This window comes from Bacillus sp. ISL-47 (assembly GCF_018613175.1).
GTDB lineage: Bacteria > Bacillota > Bacilli > Bacillales > Cytobacillaceae > Cytobacillus.
This window is the reverse complement of record NZ_JAGGQS010000049.1, coordinates 1-22601: the sequence shown is the minus strand read 5'-3', so window position 1 is coordinate 22601 and position 22601 is coordinate 1. Positions and strand designations below refer to the sequence as shown.

Sequence of the window (22601 nt, the reverse complement as noted above, 5' to 3'; positions counted from 1 at the left end):
ATTTTCACAATACGACTATTATTTTGTTAGCTTTCCCATTAAAACCAAATTTATACAACTATTAGTTAAATTTAGTTATAAATAGAAATATAATATGTTGGCATTTTACAATACTATCATAGCGAAAAAGTCAAGTCAATCTTTTTTTGCTTTTAAAATAAAATAGCCTTTTTTCTTTTCCACAGTCTCAACCTCGCCAAACAGCTCTGTCAGTTTATCGATAGCAGAAGGTGCTCCCTGCTTTTTCTGGATGACCACCCATAGATCCCCTTCGGATAGCAGCGCTTCAAAGCTTTGCTCAAAAATATCATGAACAACTTTTTTACCTGCTCTGATCGGCGGGTTTGTCAGGATTGCAGCGAACTTATTTCCTTTTGCATTTTCAAGGCGGTCGCTTTCATAGATTAACACATTTTTGATGCCATTTAACTCAGCATTCTCTTTTGCCAATCCAAGCGCCCTCTCATTTACATCGACCATATGTACAGTCCGTTCCGGCATAAGTTTCGCTGCTGTCAGCCCGATAGGCCCGTACCCGCAGCCAACATCAAGAATGTTCCCCTCGACCTCCGGGTGTTCAAAGGTTTCAACTAATAGTCTTGAACCAAAATCCACTTCATTCTTTGAAAAAACGCCATTATCTGTTTTAAAGCGGAATGATTGATCCTTCAGGGTATAACTCCAGGTTTTGGGACTGCTTTCGACTTTTTGTGTTTGGGAATAATAGTGTTCGGACATGAAATCACCTCCATAGGAGAATATCAATTGAAGAATTTCGGAGAACAACAATAAAGTGTTTTCGAACGAATTATAAAGGATTGCTTTTTAAAAAGCAAAAATCTTAAGACCTTATATTAATAGAGATAGAAATCAGACGGTCTCAAAATATAAAAGTATATACTTTTCACTTGATTGCAAAATAAAAAGCCCGCCTAAGCAGCGGGCTTTTCATCAATTATATTACTTAACTTCAACGCCAGCTCCAACTTCTTCAAGCTTAGCTTTAACTTCTTCAGCATCTTCTTTAGAAACGCCTTCTTTAAGAGCTTTAGGAGTGTTATCAACAAGTTCTTTCGCTTCTTTAAGTCCAAGACCTGTGATTTCACGAACAACTTTGATAACCTTGATTTTTTGGTCGCCTGCAGAATTAAGAATTACGTCAAATTCAGTTTGTTCTTCAGCAGCACCGCCAGCAGCAGCTCCACCAGCCATTGCTACAGGAGCAGCAGCAGTTACACCAAATTCTTCTTCGATTGCTTTTACTAAGTCGTTTAGTTCTAAAACAGTCATAGATTTAACTGCTTCAATGATTTGTTCTTTAGTCATGATAATGTTTCCTCCTTATATTTGGTTTGAGTCTATTAGTTTAACGCTAAAGTTAACTTACGCGCCTTGTTCTTCTTTTTGGTCTGCAACAGCTTTTGCAGCAAGAGCAAGATTGCGGATAGGTGCTTGAAGTACGCTGAGTAGCATAGATAGTAAGCCTTCGCGTGATGGTAGTTCAGCAAGAGCTTTAATATCTTCTACTGAAGCGATATTCCCTTCAATTACACCTGCTTTAATTTCAAGTGCTTCATGCTTTTTCGCGAAATCATTTAAGATTTTCGCTGGAGCAACTACATCTTCTGTGCTGAACGCAATTGCGTTAGGACCAGTTAAAGAATCGTTTAAACCGGAAAGTTCAGCAGCTTCAGCAGCACGGCGAGTCATTGAATTCTTGTATACTTTGAATTCTACGCCAGCTTCACGAAGTTGTTTACGAAGTTCAGTAACTTCAGCAACAGTAAGACCACGGTAGTCGACAACAACTGTTGATAAACTTGATTTAAATTTATCAGCAATTTCTTCTACAATTTGTTTCTTTTGTTCGATAACGCTGCTCATCCTTACACCTCCTGTAGAATTTCTACATTCATACCGTCCAATAAAAAACCTCCACACCTTAGCAGACATGGAGGAAGTATACAATAGCAAGTTAAACAAGCATTTCTATCGTAATACCTCGGCAGGAAATTAAGCTTTACAGCACCTGCTGTCTACGGCACAAATGTTATTATATTTTCACAACAAAATCCATATTACTACATGCATTTTATGTTGTCAATTGTTTTTTTTATTTTACTGCAACAGATGAAGGATCTACTTTTACGCCAGGTCCCATAGTAGAAGTAACAGAAACGTTCTTCATGTAAGTTCCCTTAGCAGCTGCAGGCTTAACTTTCATCATTGTATCGAAAATAGTGTTGAAGTTTTCAACAAGCTTTTCGTTTTCGAATGATACTTTACCGATTGGCACGTGGATGTTTCCAGCTTTGTCAACGCGGTATTCTACTTTACCTGCTTTGATTTCGTTAACTGCTTTTTCTACGTCAAAAGTAACTGTACCTGTTTTAGGGTTAGGCATTAAACCTTTAGGCCCCAATACGCGTCCAAGTTTACCAACTTCACCCATCATGTCAGGTGTAGCAACGATCACATCAAAATCGAACCAGCCTTGGTTGATTTTGTTGATGTATTCAGAATCGCCTACGAAATCTGCTCCAGCAGCTTCTGCTTCTTTCGCCTTTTCACCCTTAGCGAATACAAGAACGCGCTGAGTTTTACCAGTTCCGTTTGGAAGCACAACTGCTCCACGGATTTGCTGGTCAGCTTTCTTAGGGTCAACTCCTAAACGGAATGCTACTTCAACAGTTGCATCAAATTTAGCAAAATTAGTTTTCTTCGCAAGATCAATCGCTTCGTCGATTGGGTAAGCTTTTGAAGAATCGATAAGCTTTGCAGCTTCTACGTACTTCTTACCTTTTTTAGCCATTTTTATTTCCTCCTTGAATGTGGTTTTAGCGGAATAACCTCCCACGAATAAAGGTTGCGAGTGAAACCAAATTCAGCGTCGCAACCTCAATCATAAACAGAAATGCGTTAAAATTTCTGAAGCTGGACAGTTGTCCAACATTCAAAGTGCACACATTACAAGCATGGATTAGTCTTCGATAACGATACCCATGCTGCGTGCAGTACCTTCAACCATACGCATTGCAGCTTCAACACTTGCAGCGTTTAGGTCAGGCATCTTTGTTTCAGCAATCTCGCGTACCTTGTCACGCTTGACTGTTGCTACTTTATTACGGTTTGGTTCACCAGAACCAGACTCGATTCCAGCCGCCTTCTTAAGAAGAACTGCAGCAGGAGGAGTTTTCGTAATAAATGTAAATGAACGGTCTTCAAAAACCGTGATTTCAACAGGAATAATTAAGCCAGCTTGTTCAGCTGTACGAGCGTTAAATTCCTTACAGAATCCCATGATGTTAACACCCGCTTGACCTAGTGCAGGTCCTACTGGTGGTGCAGGGTTAGCTTTACCTGCAGGGATTTGTAACTTAACAAGTTTGATTACTTTTTTAGCCACGAGACACACCTCCTTAAAGTCCGTGATGTGGTAATAGGGAAATTCCCTCCCACTCAACTTATAGTCTTTATATTAAGATAAAGAACTTGACAAATGTCCAGCCTCATTGTCGAGACATACTGACCTATGAAATATTATCACTTTTCAAAGACGATTTCAAGTTTTTTTACAAAGATATATAAAAGTACTTTCACAGAGCAGGCATTATCCGGCCAACGCATCCAGCTTTTTGGCGGTTTATTACAGCTTTTCAATCTGTGAAAAATCAAGTTCTACCGGAGTATCACGGCCAAACATGTTGACAAGCACTTTGATCTTCGCCTTATCTTTATCAATATCTTCAATGGTACCTGTAAAGTTTGCAAACGGCCCTTCTTTGACTTGAACCGTTTCACCGATTTCAAAGTTGATATCGAATCGTTTTTCTTCAACACCCATATGCTTAAGGATGTTTGTCACTTCTTCCGGCAATAGCGGAGTAGGCTTTGAACCTGAACCCGCAGAACCAACGAATCCGGTTACGCCCGGGGTATTCCTCACAACATACCAGGAATCATCTGTCATAACGATTTCCACTAGTACATAACCAGGGAAAACCTTTCGCTTGACTACTTTCTTTTTGCCGTTTTTCAATTCTGTTTCTTCTTCTTCCGGAACCACTACGCGAAAGATTTTGTCTTGCATACCCATAGATTCAACACGTTTCTCCAAGTTGGCTTTTACTTTATTTTCATAGCCGGAGTACGTATGAACAACATACCAATTCTTTTCCATTCAAGAGGACTTGATCGTCCTTCCCTCCCTGTATTAAACAAATTATTTACCATCACAATTTTTTGACCAAATGAAAAAACCCGTTTCCGGGCTTTGCAAATGTTTCCTGTGTTATTCTCCATTATACCATGGAAACTCAGGGGTTATTCAAGAATAAAACGAATCAATTCAGAAATACCCAGGTCTAGCACTGCAAAAAACAAAGCAAAGAATGTAACTGTAGCAAGAACCGTCACAGTATAGTTTGTTAATTCTTTGCGTTTAGGCCAGCTGACCTTTCTCATTTCTCGTCCAACTTCACGGAAAAAATTCACGATGCGCTGCATTTCGTAACCCCCAACTTTCAAGAGATATATCCTTTAACAGAAAAACGTAAACGGCATCATAACATACTTCACCTAGTCCGCAAGACACCATTAAGCTTTCTGGCTATTAAAAGAGTACTTCTTCTAATCTATATCTAAACTACTTTGTTTCTCTATGGATCGTATGAGTACTGCATGTACTGCAAAACTTCTTCAGTTCCAGCCTTTCAGAATCATTCTTGCCTGCCGTGGAATAATTTCTCGAACCGCAAACAGAACAGGCCAAAATTACTTTTTTAGTCATTTTCCCACCTACTAGTCTCTTTACGCCCTTAAAACTTTAACACGCTCCCTAAAACATGTCAATAACTGCAAAAAGAGTGCGGGTTTGGAAAATATGTCTATAATGAAAATTCGCGCACTTCTAAATATCTTTCCAGCTTTCTTTTAACACGCTGCAAGGCATTGTCAATGGATTTAACATGGCGGTTGAGTTCCTCAGAGATTTCCTGATAAGACTGCCCGTCCAAATATAAGGCAAGCACTTTTCTTTCCAGATCGCTCAGAAGCTCGGACATTTTTATTTCGATATGGTCAAACTCTTCCTGATTGATAATAAGCTCTTCAGGATCCATGACCTTTGCACCTGAAATTACATCCATTAAGGTTCGGTCAGATTCCTCATCATAAATAGGCTTGTCCAAAGAAACATACGAATTCAGCGGAATATGCTTTTGGCGCGTCGCCGTTTTGATGGCCGTGATAATCTGCCTGGTAATGCATAATTCGGCAAATGCTTTAAAGGAGGATAACTTGTCCTCTTTGAAGTCACGGATTGCTTTATATAAACCAATCATTCCCTCTTGCACAATGTCTTCTTTGTCTGCGCCAATTAAAAAATAGGATCTTGCTTTTGCCCGCACGAAATTGCGATACTTATGAATCAGATAATCCAGTGCTTCACTTTCTCCTTTATGCACCAGATCAACTAACTCTTCGTCCTCAAGCTGAATAAAGTCTATTAGATTTTCGTCGATTGTCTTGAAGTCAGCACTCACTAGGATCCCCCCGACCGTACAAGCATGGTTAGAAATATTATACAGCAGGGCTTTTTCAAGCGTCAACCGCTCATTGGCCTCCTCTGCGCCATTTTTCAAAAATTTCTGCCACTTCATCACTTAGGGGGATTTTGGAAACAGGCTTTTTTTGCTGAATTTTTTTAACCTTTTTTTCGATGCTGCTTTCGATTAGATTCATTTCATTAAGCAATTCTCTTGCAGACTTCCTTAGAGCGCCTTGGCCAAAGATGACCCATTGCTCTGTAAAATCTGAAGTGGCTACATGGATTTGCGTTTTAATGTTGCTTAAATCGATCGCCAATTTTTCAATGCGCTCATCGGCTGTTTCATTGTTTCTGGTAAAAATTACATCTACTTTTGAATTCTTAAATTTTTTTTCTGTTCCCTTTACATAGTGGGCATCAAAAACAACTATGACTCTGTAACCGGAATATCCCTGGTACTCGGCCATTTTTTCAATCAGGCGGTCTCTGGCAGACGATAAATCTTTATCTTTCAGCTCCCTGAGTTCTGGCCAAGCACCAATTATGTTGTACCCGTCAACAATAAGGATGTCCATTTTTATCCCTCAAGAGGATGCCGTTTCCGATAAACCTCATACATAAGAAGAGCAGCCGCAACTGATGCATTTAGCGAGGTAACATGTCCAGCCATTGGCAATTGGATAAGAAAATCACATTTATCCCGAATAAGCCGGCCCATGCCTTTTCCTTCACTTCCGATAACAAGCCCTATTGGCATCGTTCCATCGAATTGGCGGTAATCTTCTTTCCCTTTCGCATCTGTACCCGCAATCCATACGCCTCTTTCTTTCAATTCATCAATGGTTCTTGCCATATTGGTAACGCGCACGACGGGAATATACTCAATCGCTCCAGTGGATGCCTTGGCCACAGTTGCGGTAAGCCCCACAGCCCTCCTCTTCGGAATAATAATTCCATGTGCCCTGACAGCATCGGCCGTTCTCATAATGGATCCGAGGTTATGTGGGTCTTCGATCTCATCAAGCAATAGAAAGAATGGGGATTCGTTTTTCTTTTCAGCTGCTGCGAAAAGGTCGTCGATCTCTGCATACTGATACGCAGCAACCTGCGCAATGACTCCCTGATGGTTGCCTTCTGCCATCTGATCAATTTTCTTTTTAGGGACAAACTGGACAAGCACACCGGCTGATTTTGCCAAACCGATCACCTGCTGCATCTGGCCGCCTTGCGAACCTTCAGCAATAAATATCTTATTAATATCCCTCTCTGATTTTAATGCTTCAATAACAGGGTTTTTTCCAATGATAAAATCCTGGCTCATTTTACCGCTCCTCCTTTCTTCTCCTCGACTAATTTAATTGATTTTATAATAAGTTCTTCCATCCGCTTTTTACGTTCGGATAAAAACAAATATCCGATCAAGGATTCAAAAGCCGTACTGTACCTGTACGTTTGTACATCGGTATTTTTTGGGACAGAACCAGATTTGGCATTCCTGCCCCTGCGCACAACCGCCAATTCCTCTTCCGTCAGAATATCGAAATTAATCAATTCATGTATGATCATGGATTGTGCTTTTGCGGAAACATACCATGTTGCCTCCTTGTGCAGAAGGTGAGGCCTGACTCGTCCGTTTTGTATCAGATGGTGGCGTATATAGGTTTCAAAAACAGCATCCCCCATATACGCCAAAGCAAGACTATTCAATTGTTTTTCATCTACTTTATTATCATAGTGAAGCATCCTTTAGCCTCTTTTCCATCTAATTCCCTGCGGTGTATCTTCAAGGATGATATTCATCTCTTTCAGCTCGTCGCGGATCTTGTCAGCCAGTACAAAATTGCGTTCTTTTCTGGCCTGCTGACGCTGTTCGATTAACTGCTCGATCTCCTCATCCAAAAGTTCCCCATTGGCTTCCTCAAGAGAAAGGCCCAAAACTTCAAATAGTGTTTCAAACTCATTCGTGAATGTGTCAATCACTTCAACAGCAGTGTTCTTCTCCATCAAATAATAATTTGCTAATTTTGATAGCTCAAATAAGATGGAAACCGCATTGGCTGTGTTAAAATCATCATCCATATCTTTAATGAATTGTTCATGAAGAGCGGTTATTTTACCAATCCACTCCTGATTGTTGTCAGGCAGGTTTACGCTTGTTTCCTTGCGGTGTTTTAAATTTTGATAAGACGTTTTGATTCTCTCAAGCCCTGAGCGTGTATTTTCAAGCAATTCGTCACTGTAATTGATTGGATGCCTGTAGTGTACAGAAAGCATAAAAAATCTTAGAACCTGAGGGTCATGCTTTTGGATAATGTCATGAACCAAAACGAAATTTCCAAGTGATTTAGACATTTTTTCATTGTCTATATTAATATAGCCATTATGCATCCAATAACGGGCAAATGTTTGGCCTGTCAATGCTTCCGACTGTGCAATTTCATTTTCATGGTGCGGGAAAGCCAAATCCTGTCCGCCAGCATGAATATCAATGGTATCCCCCAGATATTTCTTTGCCATAGCAGAGCATTCAATATGCCAGCCAGGCCTTCCGTTCCCCCATGGGCTATCCCAGGAAATTTCCCCTTCCTTCGCTGCTTTCCAAAGCACAAAATCAAGGGAATCCTGTTTCTTTTCTCCGACTGCAATACGGGCTCCGACTCGCAATTCGTCAATGGACTGGTGTGAGAGTTTTCCATATCCATCGAATTTACGAGTATGGTAATACACATCCCCCTCTGACTCATAAGCATAGCCTTTGTCAATCAAGGTCTGGATAAAATCAATAATAATTTCCATGCTTTCGGTCACTCTCGGATGGACATCCGCCTGTCTGCAGCCAAGTGCTGAAACATCTTCAAAGTAAGCCTTGATAAAACGTTCCGCAATGCTTGGAACATCCTCTCCAAGCTCATTGGCTACACGAATCAGCTTATCATCAACATCTGTAAAATTGGAGACATACTGAACATCATAACCACGAAATTCAAGATATCTCCTTACTGTATCAAATACAATTGGCGGACGGGCATTCCCTATATGGATATAGTTATATACGGTTGGTCCGCACACATACATTTTCACTTTTCCCTCTTCTAACGGGATAAACTCTTCTTTTTGCCGTGTAAGTGTATTATAAATCTGAATGGCCATGCACCTGGCTCCTTTCTTTCCTTAAGGTCTCAACTTCACTTTTTAAAGCTTGCAGTTCATTTTCCATTTCCTTGAAACGGTCTGCAATTGGATCCGGAAGATCCGTATGATTTAAGTCCTTTTTCACTTTCACACCATCCCGTATTTTCACTCTGCCAGGAATACCGACTACAGTTGAATTGGGCGGAACCTCATGGAGGACAACTGACCCTGCACCTACTTTTGAATTTTCCCCAATGGTTATGGAACCAAGAACTTTCGCCCCGGTAGCAATTAGCGCATTGTCTTGAATAGTTGGATGCCGCTTTCCTTTTTCTTTACCGGTTCCGCCTAGTGTAACACCCTGAAAAACAGTTACGTTATCTCCGATTTCGCACGTTTCCCCGATTACTACACCCATGCCATGATCGATAAAAAAACGTCTTCCGATTTTTGCGCCAGGATGGATTTCAATTCCTGTGAAAAAGCGGCTGATTTGGGAAACAACTCTTGCAAGGAAATAAAACTTCCGCTTAAAAAGCGCATGGGCAATACGGTGTGACCAAATCGCATGAAGCCCAGAATACGTTAATATTACTTCCAAATAGCTTCTTGCCGCCGGGTCTTGTTCAAATACTACTTCGATGTCTTCCTTCATTCTTGCAAACATCGTTCTTTCCCCTCCTAACATAATCTTCATTTATTTTTTATATACGGCCTAAGAAGGCCAGGTATTTTCCCCATATAATATTTTCTGGGAAATAGGCTGTATTTCCCTTTATATCCGCCTGTTGATTTCGCTCTAATCAATAGAGTGCCAAAATCAATAATGAGCTTTAACTTAGCCTAAAGAAAATGAAAAAGCGCCCCTGCCACAATAGGACAGAGACGCTTTACACGCGGTTCCACTCTGTTTAGACTTCACAGAAGTCTCAACTTTAACCTGTTAACGGAAGGAGCTCCGCCCAAATCTACTTGAGAAACATGCATTCACCGAGAATTATTATCTGGGAAGGATGTTTCATCCGTTCGATATGGGGCTCAGAGGCGCACTTCGGAAAAAGAGAGGCTTAAACCACTTTCAGCCGGTGATGGTTCTCTCTAAAAAGCTTCTTTTTCTTACTTTTCCTCTTCAACACTTTCATTTATGAAATTACTTTATCCCGCATTAACGGGCAATACGCCCCCTTGCAGGAAAATCGTTTTTGTAATTAAAATAATCCGACCGGGGTCAACTGCCCCTAAAAGCCCGTATAGCAGAACTCAGACAATATCGTCACTCTGCGGCAACGTCTGAGTGACCCGCATCATAACGGGCCTCAACTTACCTCAGCGGGGGCAAGCCTCTGCTGAGGTAAGTTTTACTTTATACTATATTACATTTTCTCCAAGATGTTAACCAATAATGCTCATCAAACGGCTTTTTACTTTTTCTTTTCCTAAAAGCTCGATTGCTTGAGGCAGATCAGGGCCATGCGTTTGCCCGGTTGTTGCAGAGCGGATTGGCATGAATAGCTTTTTGCCCTTATGACCTGTTGCCTTTTGGACAGCCTTCATTGCTGCTTTAATTTCATCAGCTTTGAACTCTGCAAGTGTTTCTATTTCCTTCAAAAAGGCAGATAGCACTTCAGGTACTTGCTCTTCCGCAAGAACCGCCTTGGCTTCTTCATCTACGGTCATTTCTTCTGTGAAGAACAGTTCCGATAGTTCCACAATCTCAGCGCCAAAGCTCATTTTTTCCTGGTAAAGAGTAATTAGGCTTCGAACCCATTGTTCGTTTTCCTGATTCCAGTTTTCGCTGATTTTTCCGGCTTTAACTAAATGAGGCGCAGAAATGGCCACTAAACGATCTTTATCCAGCTTCTTAATATACTGATTGTTCATCCAGGTTAGCTTTTGCTTATCAAACAAAGCAGGTGATTTGGATAAACGGCTTTCATCAAAGATTCCAATGAATTCTTCCTTGGAGAATACTTCTTCCTCTCCAGCTGGAGACCAGCCAAGCAAAGCAATAAAGTTAAAAAGAGCCTCAGGTAAATAGCCCAACTCTTCATATTGTTCGATAAACTGAATAATTGTCTCATCACGCTTGCTTAGCTTTTTACGGCTTTCATTGACAATCAAAGTCATATGGCCAAACTTAGGAATTCCCCAACCCAATGCCTCATAAATCATCTGCTGCTTGGGCGTATTGGAGATATGGTCATCGCCGCGCAGAACATGAGAGATTTTCATTAGGTGGTCATCCACTGCTACCGCAAAATTATAAGTAGGTGTGCCGTCCTTCTTGACGATTACATAATCGCCAAAGCCATCTGATTCGAATGATACCTCGCCTTTTACCATATCATTGAATTTTAACACCTTGCCTTTTGGCACTAAGAAGCGGATGCTCGGCTTTCTGCCTTCTGCTTCCAGAGCAGCTCTTTCTTCCGCTGTCAAATGACGGCATTTACCTGAATAAGCAGGTGTATCACCCTTAGCAGACTGGGCTTCACGCTCAGCTTCCAGTTCTTCTTCCGTACAATAGCATTTATAGGCATGCCCTTTATCAAGTAATTCCTTATAGTATGTTTCATAGATATGATTTCTTTCAGATTGGCGGTATGGACCATATTCGCCTTCTTTGTCAATGCTCTCGTCCCAATCAATTCCGAGCCATTTCAAATAATGAAGCTGACTTTCCTCTCCGCCTTCAATATTGCGTTTTTTATCTGTATCTTCAATGCGGATAATGTACTTCCCGCCTTTACTTCTTGCGAATAAGTAGTTGAATAGCGCGGTTCTCGCGTTTCCGATATGTAAGTGCCCGGTTGGGCTCGGAGCGTAGCGAACGCGGATTTCGTTTGACATAATTATTGCCTCCTCAAAATCTCGATAAAGTGAAACTCAATCAGTTGGGGTTTTCGACGCACAGGACCTGCTGGTGAGACGCTGCGACATGACGTCACGCTGCTTATCCTCAGAGTCTTACTGCCCGTTAGACTGCGATAAGCTATATTTTAACACTCTGGATTTTCATCTGAAAGAATTTTTTAGTTGTCTTTCTTTATCAGCAAAACAACTGCCTGTGAAGCAATCCCTTCTTCTCTTCCTGTAAAACCAAGCTTCTCGGTTGTTGTTGCTTTTACATTGATATTTACGGCTTCAGTTTCCAGAAGCTGAGCAATCCGCTCCTGCATTTTGCCAATATGGGGAGCCATCTTTGGCTTTTGGGCAATAATCGTGCAATCTGCATTCACTAGCTCATACCCTTTTTCTTTTACAATCCCCCATATATACTCAAGTAATTTTGCTGAATCAGCATCCTTAAATTCAGGATCTGTATCAGGAAAATGCCGCCCAATATCACCTTCACCGATGGCACCAAGACAAGCATCAGCAATAGTATGCAGCAGTACATCCGCATCCGAGTGGCCGAGTAGCCCTTTCTCATATGGTATCTCTATTCCGCCAAGGATCAAAGGGCGCCCTTCAGCGAATTGATGAACATCAAAACCTTGTCCAATCCGAAACATATTCTAATCCCCTTTTTCTTTTTATTGATGAGCAATATCGTCCCAAAGGCTATTGCTTATTCTTTCTTTTCTTCATTATCGCTTCAGCAAAATATATATCTTCAGGTGTTGTCAACTTAATATTATCGTAACTTCCCTCAACAATCATCACTTCTTTGCCTAACCGCTCCACAAGGCTGGCATCATCTGTGCCAAAAAAATGCTCTTCTTCCGCTTTCTGGTGAGCTTCTTTTAAGGCAGAAATACGAAAAGCCTGCGGAGTTTGAACAGCCCACAGGCAGGAACGTTCAAGAGTTTCTGCGATCAAGTTTCCATCTGCTTTTTTAACCGTGTCTTTTAGCGGGACAGCCAAAACAGCAGCCCCCTTTTTTTCCGCCATCTTCACAAGCGGCCTCAGCAAGTCCTGGGTTATAAAAGGGCGGGCGGCGTCATGGACAAGTACAATCCCTTCACCAGCCACTGCTTTTGCGGCATTATAAACACTATGCTGCCTTTCCTCTCCGCCAGGAATCAGTGCAGTTACTTTTGTGATATTATGCTCTGTTAAGAGAACCCGTATCTCTTCCTCATCCTGTGGGTTTATCGCCAAATAAATGCCTGCGCATTCTGAATCATTCTCAAAGACTCTTAAAGTATGTATAAAAACAGGTATCTCACCGATCTTCAGCAGAAGTTTATTCTTTCCTGCTCCCATTCTTTTTCCCTGGCCAGCAGCTGGCAGGATTACTTGGTAACTCATAAGATTACTCCTATCTCCTAAAAAAGGTAGGGCAAAAAGGCGGGGGAAAATCATTCCCCGGCACAATCTGTCCTACTTTTTTTGAGCGTACATTATAAAGCTTTTTCTAAAAGCTTGGGTTTTGCAAAGATCATTCTTCCCGCTGATGTCTGCAGAACGCTTGTGACAAGAACATCAATATGTTTGCCGATATAGTTGCGTCCCTCTTCAACAACGATCATAGTGCCATCATCCAGGTAAGCAATTCCCTGGTTCTGTTCCTTCCCATCTTTAATTACCTGCACCTTCATTTCTTCGCCAGGAAGCACAACAGGCTTCACGGCGTTAGCCAGGTCATTAATATTCAGGACAGCCACCTTTTGCAATTCACAAACTTTGTTTAAGTTAAAGTCATTGGTTACAACCACACCATTTGTTATTTTCGCAAGTTTAACAAGCTTGCTGTCAACTTCCTGAATCTCTTCAAAGTCACCTTCATAAATCTCAACTTTAATGGAAAGCTCTTTTTGGATTCTGTTTAAAATATCCAGCCCTCTTCGTCCGCGGTTGCGTTTTAATACATCTGATGAATCAGCAATATGCTGAAGCTCTTCCAGCACAAACTGCGGAATAACAATCGTGCCCTCCAGGAAACCGGTTTGGCAGATATCAGCGATACGCCCGTCAATAATAACGCTAGTATCAAGAATTTTAAGCTCGTTTTTAGCCGCTGTTTCCGGCTCTGGCTCTTCTTCACCTGTTTTCTTTTTCTTGCTTGTAAACAAGGTTAAAAGTTCATCGCGCTTTTTAAATCCCACCTGAAAACCAAGGTAGCCAAACAGCAATGTCAATACAATCGGTGCCACTGTATTCAGGATGGGAACCTCAATCGCATTCAGCGCGTATCCGATTAAAAAAGCAATAACTAATCCAAAAACAAGGCCGACACTTCCGAATATAATATCAGTTATAGGTACTTTTACGAGTGATTCTTCTGCCCATCTCACAAAATTGACGACATGATCAACCGCCCAAAAAGTTATAAGATAAAAAATAATAGCACCTAAAATGGCGGACACATATGGATTATTTAAAAGAGGAATGTCGTTTAAATTAATTAATTTTAATAAGTCAGGAATCAAAAATATACCAAGCGTTACCCCGATAATAAGGAAGCATGCCTGTACAATACGTCTTAACATTCCTTCACCTCCTTTTACTCATTATAAACAAATTCCCAAAATTGAAACCTTCAATTACAGAGATTTTTATCTTTCTAATCAAAAGTTATTTTAGGATACTAATAATGCATCTAAATGAAGATACATTTGCTGCATATTTTATACCTTGATACAACCTAAGGGTAGCATCATTGGCAATAAACTGTCAAATAAATAACTTACCATTTTAGCATAACCTTTTACATAGTTCAATGGTCTGTTATAGCTGCCGGTCTGCAAAAACCTGTTCTTTTATAAGCTTAAGCCCTTCCTTAATTTTTCTGGCCCTTACTTCTCCAATTCCTTCCACTTCATCCAGATCCTCTACGGATGCCGCAATAATATTAGGAAACTCTTCGAAACGATTTATTAGATTTTCAATAATAATAGGCGGAAGGCGCGGGACTTTATTCAGCACCCGATAGCCGCGGGGACATTTGAATTCCTCCGTGTGAATATAACCGTTATAGCCTAAAAGCTTTAGGATTACTGAGTCCTCAAGCATTTCCCCCTTGGAAAGTTCCTGAAGCTTAATAATCGTATCCCTGGAATCAATATCTTTTGACTGGGCATAATCTCTGATAATCCACTCTGCTTCTCTTTCAAGCTCTGTTAACAGTTCATTCATTTGAAGCCGAATAAGCCTTCCCTCTGTTCCTAGTTCGCTTAAATAGGTTAGAAGTTCATTTTTAATGCGCAGCACCATTTCAATATTATGAAAAACATGAAGGATATCACTATATGTAACAAGTTCCTCAAATTCCAAAATGCTCAGGTTGCCTATACTTTGTTCAAGAACCACTTTATACTTTTCAAGTGTCTGAACGGCAACATTTGCTTTCGTTAGAATAACGCCAATATCCCTTAATGCATAACGTGAATGCCCCTTATACAATGTAATGACATTGCGCCGTTGGGAAATGGCAATCACCAAAGCACCCGTCTGCCTGGCAACTCTTTCAGCAGTCCGATGCCGCATTCCTGTTTCTGTGGAAGGAACACCTGGATCAGGAACAAGCTGGGCATTGGCAATTAATATTTTATTCCCTTCTTCATTTAAAATAATGGCTCCATCCATTTTAGCCAGCTCATACAAATAACTTGGTGTGAATGGACAATTGATCAAAAAGCCCCCATCCACAATGCTATTCATCTTTTCTTTTGATCCTAAAACAATTAAGCCGCCAGTATTGGCGCGAAGGACATTATCAATTCCTTCCCTGATAGGTGTACCCGGAGCCATAAATTGAAGGATTTCGCTCATTGTTTTTTCGCCCAATTTTTTTGTCTCCATCTTTATCCTCCTAACGCAGCCTTTAGTGCTTCACTGACAGAATTTACTCCGATTAATTCAATCCCTTTCGGCGCACTCCAGCCTCCAAGATTATTCGCAGGCATAATGACCCTCTCAAACCCCAGCTTTGCCGCTTCTTGTACCCTTTGTTCAATTCTTGACACTCTGCGGACCTCTCCTGTCAGCCCTACTTCGCCAATAATGCAATCAGTCGCTTTTGTTGGTTTATCCCGAAAACTTGAAGCGATACTTACAGCAATTGCTAAATCAATAGCCGGTTCATCAAGCTTTACTCCTCCTGCTACTTTCAGGTACGCATCCTGATTTTGCAGCAGCATTCCGACTCTTTTTTCCAGGACGGCCATAAGAAGCGGTACACGATTATGGTCAATTCCCGTAGCCATACGCCTTGGGTTACCAAAGCTCGTTGGTGAAATCAGTGCCTGAATTTCAACCAGTACAGGCCTTGTCCCCTCCATCGAAGCCACCACTGTGGAACCCGCTGCCCCCTGAGATCGTTCTTCAAGGAAAATTTCCGATGGATTTGCGACTTCCTCAAGCCCAAATTCCTTCATTTCAAAAATGCCCATTTCATTTGTTGATCCAAACCTGTTTTTTACAGCCCGTAAGATTCGGTATGTATGATGGCGCTCGCCTTCAAAGTATAAAACCGTATCAACCATATGTTCTAAAAGTCTTGGACCTGCGATCGATCCTTCTTTTGTAACATGCCCAACGATAAAAATGGCGATGCCCTTTGTTTTGCCAATCCTCATCAGTTCGGCTGTACATTCCCTTACCTGTGACACACTTCCGGGTGCGGATGTGACTTCCGGATGGAAGATCGTTTGAATGGAGTCGATAATAACAAAGTCAGGATCTACACTATCAATCGTTCTGCTGATTTCATCAAGACTTGTTTCCGAATAAACCATCAAACTTTCCGAAGAAACGCCTAAGCGATCAGCACGAAGCTTTGTCTGGCGCATCGATTCTTCACCTGATATATATAAAACTGAATGCTTCTTATTCGCCAGCTGTGATGAAACCTGAAGAAGAAGCGTTGATTTCCCGATACCAGGGTCTCCTCCAATTAACACGAGAGAACCACGGACAATTCCGCCGCCCAATACTCGGTTTAATTCATGTAAATCAGTGTAAATACGCGGTTCGCTCACAGTTTCTATTGATGTAATAGGTGTTGCTTTCGCAGCTATAGCTGATCCTTGTGAATGGGCAAAAGCTCCTCTTCTGGTTGATGCCGGCTTTTCCACTTCTTCGACCATGGTATTCCACTGGCCGCATCCCGGACATTTCCCCATCCATTTTGGTGATTCATAGCCGCATTCCTGGCACATAAACTTTGTTTTTCTTTTAGCCATCCTTCTTCTCCTTCTCTGAACATCCATTTCAGCCGCCATAAAGGAATCTTAAACGTTACCGGACTTTGCAGAGAAGCCAGTGGTGCTAGTAGTGCAGTTTACTCCTCTATTCCCTTTTTCACGCGTCTTAAAATGTTTTCATGTTGAAATATATTAAATATTCCTCGTTATCTCTTTTAAAATTAACATAAAACTGCCAAATAAACCTGTTTGAACACTGCGATATTTTATTTTAACGATCATGTCCAAAAGAGTACAAAAAGGTACACGTATAACAGGGACGTGTACCTTTTTGCTGTGTTCAGTCTTTGGATGTAAGATATTTATTTTTGAAGGTTTGGGGTGCCGCTGGCTTCAGCGGTTTTAACAACAAATTCTCCATCCTTTACATCTATTACAACGCTTTGCCCAGTTAGGACTGTTCCCTTTAACAGTTCCTCGGATAAACGGTCCTCTATATGCTTTTGAATCGCTCTGCGGAGCGGACGTGCACCGTACTCCGGATCATAGCCCTCAACAGAAATTTTCTCTTTGGCCGCATCTGTTAATTCCAGTGTAATATCCTGTTCTTTAAGTCGTTTTGTTAACGTGTCAGACATAAGCGTAACGATCTCCTGAAGATGCTTCCTCTCCAATGCATGGAAAACAATAATTTCATCGATACGGTTAAGGAATTCCGGACGGAAGGATTTCTTCATCTCTTCCATTACTTTCCCTTTCATATCTTTATAATCCTGTTCTCCATCCTGAATATTGAAGCCTACATATTTGTTGCGCTTAAGCGCCTCAGCACCAACATTGGACGTCATAATAAGTACGGTATTGCGGAAATCGACGGTTCTTCCTTTTGAATCTGTTAATCTTCCGTCTTCCAATACCTGTAATAGGATATTGAACACATCTGGATGCGCCTTTTCGATTTCATCCAGAAGAACAACTGAATATGGCTTTCTCCGAACCTTTTCCGTTAATTGTCCGCCTTCTTCATAGCCAACATATCCTGGAGGCGATCCTACCAAACGGGAGGTGGAGTGCTTCTCCATGTACTCGGACATATCGATGCGAATCATGGCATCCTCATCACCGAACATCGCTTCGGCTAATGCACGTGCTAATTCTGTTTTACCAACCCCTGTTGGTCCAAGGAATACAAAGGAACCAATTGGGCGCTTAGGATCTTTAAGTCCTGCACGTGCTCGGCGGACTGCCTTAGAAATGGCCTTAACAGCTTCCTCCTGCCCAATTACACGGGAGTGAAGGATTTCCTCCAGATTCAGCAGCTTTTCTGTTTCTGTTTGTGCTAACTTGGAAACAGGAATACCAGTCCAGCTGGAAACTACATTGGCAATATCCTCTACAGTTACTTCACTGTTCTCCTTGCCTTGTTTTTCTTTCCACGTTTTCTTTGTTTCTTCAAGCTGCTCGCGCAGGCGCTGCTCTGTATCCCTTAAAGAGGCGGCTTTTTCAAACTCCTGGCTTTGAACTGCAGCATCTTTTTCTTTTCTGACGTCCTCCAGCTTAACTTCAAGCTCTTTTAAGTTAGGCGGCGTTGTATAGGAACGAAGTCTTACCTTTGAACCTGCTTCATCTATTAAATCGATCGCTTTATCTGGCAGGAAGCGGTCTGAGATATATCGGTCTGAAAGTTTTACAGCTGCCGCAATTGCTGCGTCTGTAATTGTTACGCGATGGTGGGCTTCATAGCGGTCACGGAGCCCCTCCAGAATCTGTACGGATTCTTCCGCAGTGGGCTCATCAACCGTAATTGGCTGGAAACGTCTTTCAAGCGCTGCATCCTTTTCAATGTATTTTCTATATTCATCAAGTGTAGTTGCCCCAATACACTGAAGTTCACCGCGAGCAAGAGATGGCTTTAAGATATTTGACGCATCAATGGCACCTTCAGCTCCACCTGCTCCTATTAAAGTATGAAGCTCATCAATGAATAAAATAATGTTACCCGCCTGCCTGATTTCATCCATCACCTTTTTCAGGCGGTCCTCAAATTCACCTCGATATTTGGTACCTGCAACAACTGTACCCATATCAAGCGTCATAACCCTTTTATCACGAAGCGTTTCCGGCACTTCATTGTTAATGATTTGCTGTGCCAAACCCTCTGCAATTGCTGTTTTACCAACCCCTGGCTCACCAATAAGAACCGGGTTATTTTTCGTGCGTCGACTTAATACTTCAATGACACGCTGAATTTCTTTGCTGCGCCCAATTACTGGATCCAAGCTTCCTTCCCTTGCAATAGCTGTTAGATCACGGGCTAATCCATCAAGAGTTGGCGTATTGGCATTAGCAGCAGAACCACCTTGATGGCCGCCTGACTCATTGCTGCCCAACAGCTGCAGCACCTGCTGGCGCGCTTTATTAAGACTGACTCCAAGATTATTGAGAACTCTTGCTGCTACGCCTTCTCCTTCACGGATAAGTCCCAGCAGGATATGTTCGGTACCAACATAAGAGTGTCCAAGCTTTCTGGCTTCATCCATGGATAGCTCAATTACCTTTTTAGCGCGCGGTGTATAATGGATAGTCTGGGAAGCATCCTGTCCCCTGCCTATTAGATTTTCAACCTCTTTTTGAATCTTCTCAGAACCAAGACCCAAAGCATATAAGGCTTTTGCGGCTATACCTTCTCCTTCGCGTACCAGTCCAAGCAGGATATGTTCTGTCCCAATGTTATTATGGCCTAAACGGATTGCTTCCTCCTGTGCTAGTGCCAATACCTTCTGAGCTCTTTCCGTAAATCGTCCGAACATCATAATTTCATCCTCCTAACTCTTGATCTTCCATTTTTAATCTTTCCCTGATTAATGAAGCCCTGCGGATATCGCGTTCATGAGGCCTAAGCGGCCCGCCTGCATATTGCTGCAAAAAGCCGGGCTGTGTCAGGATCATCAGCTCATTTAAAATATTTTTTGATATGTTTTTTATATACTGCATATCTATTCCCAGGCGAACATCGGATAAGCATTGAGCGGCTTCCTTTGATTCAATAATTCGGCAATTTGATAAAACGCCATAAGAGCGGAAGACTCTGTCTTCTAATTGTATGTTAGAAGTCTTTGCTAATGCTTCCCTTGCTGATCTTTCCTGTGAAATTAGCTGGCTGACAACACTTTTCAAATCCTCTACGATATCCTCTTCTGATTTTCCGAGTGTGATCTGGTTTGAAACTTGAAAGATGTTTCCTAATGCTTCGCTGCCTTCACCGTAAATTCCTCTAACTACTAAGCCAAGCTGATTAATCGCCGGAATAATCCGGTTCATTTGCTGGGTATGCACAAGACCCGGCAAATGCATCATAACGGATGCTCTAAGACCAGTCCCTACATTTGTCGGGCAGCTTGTTAAAAAGCCAACATTTTCATCAAAAGCATAATCGGCTTCTTCCTCCAGCCAATCATCTATTTTATTTGCCATACTTAAGGCTTCCAAAAGCTGAAACCCTGGAAACAAACATTGAATCCGTATATGGTCTTCTTCATTAATCATAATGCTTACCTCTTCATTTTCTGAAAGAAGGCAGGCACCATGAGTTGAATTCTCAGCAAGATGTGGACTAATTAGGTGTTTTTCCATTAATACTCTTTTTTGAAGAGGCTGAAGTTCATCCATTAATAGGAGTTCCAACTCTCCTAGTTTTGAAAGAGAAGAATGCTCCACCCTTTCACTCACTTTTTGGATAACCGCTTTTGCTTCTTCGTTTGAAAATAAAGTTGGAAATTTATATTGTTTAATATTGCGAGCGAGCCTGATTCGCGAACTTAAGACAATATCGGAATCGGGGCCTTCAGCACTCATCCAGGAGCTAATAGCTTGATTCATGAAACGTTCCAGCGACAAGCTTATTCCCCTCCCTCATGATTGGCATTGAGCTGTTTTTCCAGCTTCCTTATTTCGTCTCTTAATTCTGCCGCTTTTTCAAACTCTTCTTGGCCAATCATTTCTTTTAACTTATGTTTCAATTCGTCAATATTCCTTCGTAAATGAATAGTTCCGCCTATTCTTGCAGGAATTTTTCCGTTATGTGAGGAATTCCCGCTGTGCAGCCTTCTAAGTATAGGATTCAGATGTTCTTTAAAGGTTTCATAGCAACGAGCACATCCAAATCTCCCTACTTTAATAAACTGCTGAAAGGTCATGGAACATTGTTCACACTGCAACACCTTCTCCTGCTGGAAAGGATCCTGATTCGATCCCTGAAACGCAGGTTCAATATTCAGCAGGCCTGCCAGCAAATTATTTATTGAAAAACCGGATCCGCTGCCAAGCATGAACATTTCACCTTTCTCCTGCGCACACTTTTCGCAAAGATGAAACTCTGCTTTCTCACCATTTACTACCTTTGTAAAATGCAGCGTTGCCGGCCTTTGATTACACTCCTGACAAATCATGACTTCACCTCTCCAGCTCGCTAAAACTTTATTTATATTTCAAAGTAGTTAACATCGCCTTCAACATTCGTGCCCGTAGTTCATCCCTGTATGGCAGATCAATATAAAGTACAGAACGGTCGATTACACTAAGCATTATTTTTGCTTCCCTATGTGTAATGATTTCTTCTTCAACCAGGCGATAGATTACATTTTCGGCACTGCTTTGGGCGATTCGGCCTTGCACTAATGAAATCAACTGGTCCACTAAATCAGCGTGGTCATAAGACTGGACTTTCATAATCCGGATATAGCCTCCGCCGCCCCGCTTACTCTCCACGACATAGCCTTTTTCAATCGTAAAGCGGGTGTTGATAACATAATTGATCTGAGAGGGCACACATTGAAATTTATCAGCAATTTCACTTCTTTTTATTTCCACGATCTCCCTCTCACTTTTTTCTAAAACCTGTTTTAGATAATTCTCAATTATGTCGGATATATTTCTCACCAAGCCTCCTCCTATCTGACTTTGACTATATTTGACATTAATTATACATGATTTATGTAATTTCTTGCAATCGGCGGGTGTTAATAATTTTCCCCCATTTTTTGACTTCCCAAACCTGAATTTGGTAGTTAATGTCGATAACAATATATTTTGAGTTAGGAAGGTTTGTGCATGAGTAGAGGATGTAATTTATACTTTTTATTAAAAGTATTATATTAAGTCAATAATTTTGGATAGTATTTTCTTTTTGAAGAACGGAACATTAGAACAGGATTTGTTTTGTGAGGAGCACTGCACACAGTATAAAGACTTGCTTTTTGATTTTTTCCAGAACATATGGGGATATAACTATTTGTCTAGCATATGATCCAAATTTACATTTTTCTGCTGGTGCAGAGTGAACGGAGATTTACATTGAATTTAGGGGGTTTTGGCTATAAAAAGGCGCCATAGAGCCAAGTGACCGATATATGGAAAAAGTGACCGATAAAAATGAAATCTGACTGATATATCGAAGAAGTGGCTGATAAAATGGAATTCTGACCGATAAATCTAAGAAAGTGACCGATATTCCCTATAAAACAGGGCAAGTTGACCCAAAAAAGTGACTACTTTAGAGAAATAAGTGATATTGATAGCTGGAAAATAAATAAAAACACAAAAAGAGCACCTGATCGGTGCTCTTTTTATTGCCCGGCAGCGTCCTACTCTCACAGGGGGACAGCCCCCAACTACCATCGGCGCTGAGAAGCTTAACTTCCGTGTTCGGTATGGGAACGGGTGTGACCTTCTCGCTATCGCCACCAGACTATTTGATTTGAAGAACATTCATTCCTTCAAAACTAGATAATGCATGAAGAAGTTGCCGAGTATCACCAATAACTTGGTTAAGT

24 protein-coding genes, 1 rRNA gene and 2 other annotated features are annotated in these 22601 nt (G+C 41.4%); all 25 genes read right to left on the bottom strand.

Features of this window, described 5'->3' with window-relative positions; translation table 11 throughout:
* Positions 1-135: 135 nt before the first annotated feature.
* The gene (locus tag J7I93_RS17135) at positions 136-738 is read right to left on the bottom strand and encodes a class I SAM-dependent methyltransferase (RefSeq protein ID WP_214727135.1); all 603 of its coding nucleotides are present in this window, start codon (positions 736-738) and stop codon (positions 136-138) included.
* A gap of 222 nt (positions 739-960) precedes the next feature.
* Positions 961-1326, bottom strand: a complete 366-nt coding sequence (gene rplL, locus J7I93_RS17130) for a 50S ribosomal protein L7/L12 (RefSeq protein ID WP_214727134.1) — start codon at positions 1324-1326, stop codon at positions 961-963.
* 57 nt (positions 1327-1383) lie between these two features.
* Complete coding sequence (gene rplJ / locus J7I93_RS17125; RefSeq protein WP_110067539.1) at positions 1384-1884, bottom strand: 50S ribosomal protein L10; 501 nt, start codon at positions 1882-1884, stop codon at positions 1384-1386.
* Positions 1885-1917: 33 nt separating this feature from the next.
* Positions 1918-2060 (bottom strand) — a sequence feature (ribosomal protein L10 leader region).
* A gap of 53 nt (positions 2061-2113) precedes the next feature.
* Positions 2114-2812, bottom strand: coding sequence for a 50S ribosomal protein L1 (gene rplA / locus J7I93_RS17120; protein WP_214727133.1), 699 nt, complete (start codon positions 2810-2812; stop codon positions 2114-2116).
* 168 nt (positions 2813-2980) lie between these two features.
* Positions 2981-3406 carry a 50S ribosomal protein L11 gene (gene rplK / locus J7I93_RS17115; protein ID WP_009336545.1) on the bottom strand — a complete coding sequence of 142 codons (426 nt, stop codon included), beginning with the start codon at positions 3404-3406 and terminating at the stop codon, positions 2981-2983.
* Between the two features lie 240 nt (positions 3407-3646).
* Positions 3647-4180 (bottom strand): transcription termination/antitermination protein NusG, encoded by a 534-nt coding sequence (gene nusG / locus J7I93_RS17110; protein WP_110067537.1) that lies wholly within the window; start codon positions 4178-4180, stop codon positions 3647-3649.
* A 143-nt stretch (positions 4181-4323) separates the two neighbouring features.
* Positions 4324-4506, bottom strand: a complete 183-nt coding sequence (secE, locus tag J7I93_RS17105) for a preprotein translocase subunit SecE (RefSeq protein WP_110067536.1) — start codon at positions 4504-4506, stop codon at positions 4324-4326.
* Positions 4507-4645: 139 nt separating this feature from the next.
* On the bottom strand, positions 4646-4789 hold the full coding sequence (rpmG, locus tag J7I93_RS17100; RefSeq protein ID WP_214727132.1) for a 50S ribosomal protein L33: 144 nt from the start codon (positions 4787-4789) through the stop codon (positions 4646-4648).
* A gap of 97 nt (positions 4790-4886) precedes the next feature.
* A complete protein-coding gene (gene sigH / locus J7I93_RS17095; protein ID WP_026583290.1) occupies positions 4887-5543 on the bottom strand; it encodes an RNA polymerase sporulation sigma factor SigH in 657 nt (218 codons plus the stop codon).
* Between the two features lie 70 nt (positions 5544-5613).
* Positions 5614-6123 carry an NYN domain-containing protein gene (locus J7I93_RS17090; protein ID WP_214727131.1) on the bottom strand — a complete coding sequence of 170 codons (510 nt, stop codon included), beginning with the start codon at positions 6121-6123 and terminating at the stop codon, positions 5614-5616.
* 2 nt (positions 6124-6125) lie between these two features.
* Complete coding sequence (rlmB, locus tag J7I93_RS17085) at positions 6126-6869, bottom strand: 23S rRNA (guanosine(2251)-2'-O)-methyltransferase RlmB (protein ID WP_214727130.1); 744 nt, start codon at positions 6867-6869, stop codon at positions 6126-6128.
* Positions 6866-7291 carry a Mini-ribonuclease 3 gene (locus J7I93_RS17080; RefSeq protein WP_214727129.1) on the bottom strand — a complete coding sequence of 142 codons (426 nt, stop codon included), beginning with the start codon at positions 7289-7291 and terminating at the stop codon, positions 6866-6868. The genes rlmB and J7I93_RS17080 overlap by 4 nt, the downstream gene beginning before the upstream one ends.
* Positions 7292-7294: 3 nt before the next feature.
* On the bottom strand, positions 7295-8698 hold the full coding sequence (gene cysS, locus J7I93_RS17075) for a cysteine--tRNA ligase (RefSeq protein WP_214727128.1): 1404 nt from the start codon (positions 8696-8698) through the stop codon (positions 7295-7297).
* Positions 8679-9347 (bottom strand): serine O-acetyltransferase, encoded by a 669-nt coding sequence (gene cysE, locus J7I93_RS17070; protein WP_214727127.1) that lies wholly within the window; start codon positions 9345-9347, stop codon positions 8679-8681. Before cysE ends, cysS begins: the two co-directional genes overlap by 20 nt.
* Before the next feature lie 211 nt (positions 9348-9558).
* Positions 9559-9822 (bottom strand) — a binding site (T-box leader).
* Between the two features lie 250 nt (positions 9823-10072).
* Positions 10073-11530, bottom strand: coding sequence for a glutamate--tRNA ligase (gene gltX, locus J7I93_RS17065; RefSeq protein WP_214727126.1), 1458 nt, complete (start codon positions 11528-11530; stop codon positions 10073-10075).
* A 182-nt stretch (positions 11531-11712) separates the two neighbouring features.
* Positions 11713-12195 carry a 2-C-methyl-D-erythritol 2,4-cyclodiphosphate synthase gene (gene ispF, locus J7I93_RS17060; protein WP_214727124.1) on the bottom strand — a complete coding sequence of 161 codons (483 nt, stop codon included), beginning with the start codon at positions 12193-12195 and terminating at the stop codon, positions 11713-11715.
* Positions 12196-12244: 49 nt separating this feature from the next.
* A complete protein-coding gene (gene ispD / locus J7I93_RS17055; RefSeq protein ID WP_214727122.1) occupies positions 12245-12934 on the bottom strand; it encodes a 2-C-methyl-D-erythritol 4-phosphate cytidylyltransferase in 690 nt (229 codons plus the stop codon).
* Positions 12935-13026: 92 nt separating this feature from the next.
* Positions 13027-14115 (bottom strand): PIN/TRAM domain-containing protein, encoded by a 1089-nt coding sequence (locus J7I93_RS17050; protein WP_214727121.1) that lies wholly within the window; start codon positions 14113-14115, stop codon positions 13027-13029.
* Between the two features lie 238 nt (positions 14116-14353).
* Positions 14354-15427: a DNA integrity scanning diadenylate cyclase DisA gene (gene disA / locus J7I93_RS17045; RefSeq protein WP_214727120.1), complete on the bottom strand. Its 1074-nt coding sequence runs from the start codon at positions 15425-15427 to the stop codon at positions 14354-14356.
* A 2-nt stretch (positions 15428-15429) separates the two neighbouring features.
* Entirely contained in the window at positions 15430-16809 is a 1380-nt protein-coding gene (gene radA / locus J7I93_RS17040) for a DNA repair protein RadA (protein WP_214727119.1), read from the bottom strand.
* A 323-nt stretch (positions 16810-17132) separates the two neighbouring features.
* Positions 17133-19583 carry an ATP-dependent Clp protease ATP-binding subunit gene (clpC, locus tag J7I93_RS17035; protein WP_214727118.1) on the bottom strand — a complete coding sequence of 817 codons (2451 nt, stop codon included), beginning with the start codon at positions 19581-19583 and terminating at the stop codon, positions 17133-17135.
* A 4-nt stretch (positions 19584-19587) separates the two neighbouring features.
* Entirely contained in the window at positions 19588-20667 is a 1080-nt protein-coding gene (mcsB, locus tag J7I93_RS17030; protein WP_214727117.1) for a protein-arginine kinase McsB, read from the bottom strand.
* Positions 20668-20669: 2 nt separating this feature from the next.
* The gene (mcsA, locus tag J7I93_RS17025; RefSeq protein ID WP_214727116.1) at positions 20670-21218 is read right to left on the bottom strand and encodes a protein-arginine kinase activator protein McsA; all 549 of its coding nucleotides are present in this window, start codon (positions 21216-21218) and stop codon (positions 20670-20672) included.
* A 28-nt stretch (positions 21219-21246) separates the two neighbouring features.
* Positions 21247-21711 (bottom strand): CtsR family transcriptional regulator, encoded by a 465-nt coding sequence (locus J7I93_RS17020; protein WP_251025883.1) that lies wholly within the window; start codon positions 21709-21711, stop codon positions 21247-21249.
* Between the two features lie 688 nt (positions 21712-22399).
* A 5S ribosomal RNA gene (gene rrf, locus J7I93_RS17015) occupies positions 22400-22516 on the bottom strand.
* Positions 22517-22601: the final 85 nt, after the last annotated feature.

What these genes read in the sequence shown, in the direction of transcription:
- J7I93_RS17135 (WP_214727135.1), bottom strand. Translation starts at nt 738, where the DNA reads ATGTCCGAACACTATTATTCCCAAACACAAAAAGTCGAAAGCAGTCCC.
- rplL (WP_214727134.1), bottom strand. Translation starts at nt 1,326, where the DNA reads ATGACTAAAGAACAAATCATTGAAGCAGTTAAATCTATGACTGTTTTA.
- rplJ (WP_110067539.1), bottom strand. Translation starts at nt 1,884, where the DNA reads ATGAGCAGCGTTATCGAACAAAAGAAACAAATTGTAGAAGAAATTGCT.
- rplA (WP_214727133.1), bottom strand. Translation starts at nt 2,812, where the DNA reads ATGGCTAAAAAAGGTAAGAAGTACGTAGAAGCTGCAAAGCTTATCGAT.
- nusG (WP_110067537.1), bottom strand. Translation starts at nt 4,180, where the DNA reads ATGGAAAAGAATTGGTATGTTGTTCATACGTACTCCGGCTATGAAAAT.
- secE (WP_110067536.1), bottom strand. Translation starts at nt 4,506, where the DNA reads ATGCAGCGCATCGTGAATTTTTTCCGTGAAGTTGGACGAGAAATGAGA.
- rpmG (WP_214727132.1), bottom strand. Translation starts at nt 4,789, where the DNA reads ATGACTAAAAAAGTAATTTTGGCCTGTTCTGTTTGCGGTTCGAGAAAT.
- J7I93_RS17090 (WP_214727131.1), bottom strand. Translation starts at nt 6,123, where the DNA reads ATGGACATCCTTATTGTTGACGGGTACAACATAATTGGTGCTTGGCCA.
- rlmB (WP_214727130.1), bottom strand. Translation starts at nt 6,869, where the DNA reads ATGAGCCAGGATTTTATCATTGGAAAAAACCCTGTTATTGAAGCATTA.
- J7I93_RS17080 (WP_214727129.1), bottom strand. Translation starts at nt 7,291, where the DNA reads ATGCTTCACTATGATAATAAAGTAGATGAAAAACAATTGAATAGTCTT.
- cysS (WP_214727128.1), bottom strand. Translation starts at nt 8,698, where the DNA reads ATGGCCATTCAGATTTATAATACACTTACACGGCAAAAAGAAGAGTTT.
- cysE (WP_214727127.1), bottom strand. Translation starts at nt 9,347, where the DNA reads ATGTTTGCAAGAATGAAGGAAGACATCGAAGTAGTATTTGAACAAGAC.
- gltX (WP_214727126.1), bottom strand. Translation starts at nt 11,530, where the DNA reads ATGTCAAACGAAATCCGCGTTCGCTACGCTCCGAGCCCAACCGGGCAC.
- ispF (WP_214727124.1), bottom strand. Translation starts at nt 12,195, where the DNA reads ATGTTTCGGATTGGACAAGGTTTTGATGTTCATCAATTCGCTGAAGGG.
- ispD (WP_214727122.1), bottom strand. Translation starts at nt 12,934, where the DNA reads ATGAGTTACCAAGTAATCCTGCCAGCTGCTGGCCAGGGAAAAAGAATG.
- J7I93_RS17050 (WP_214727121.1), bottom strand. Translation starts at nt 14,115, where the DNA reads ATGTTAAGACGTATTGTACAGGCATGCTTCCTTATTATCGGGGTAACG.
- disA (WP_214727120.1), bottom strand. Translation starts at nt 15,427, where the DNA reads ATGGAGACAAAAAAATTGGGCGAAAAAACAATGAGCGAAATCCTTCAA.
- radA (WP_214727119.1), bottom strand. Translation starts at nt 16,809, where the DNA reads ATGGCTAAAAGAAAAACAAAGTTTATGTGCCAGGAATGCGGCTATGAA.
- clpC (WP_214727118.1), bottom strand. Translation starts at nt 19,583, where the DNA reads ATGATGTTCGGACGATTTACGGAAAGAGCTCAGAAGGTATTGGCACTA.
- mcsA (WP_214727116.1), bottom strand. Translation starts at nt 21,218, where the DNA reads ATGATTTGTCAGGAGTGTAATCAAAGGCCGGCAACGCTGCATTTTACA.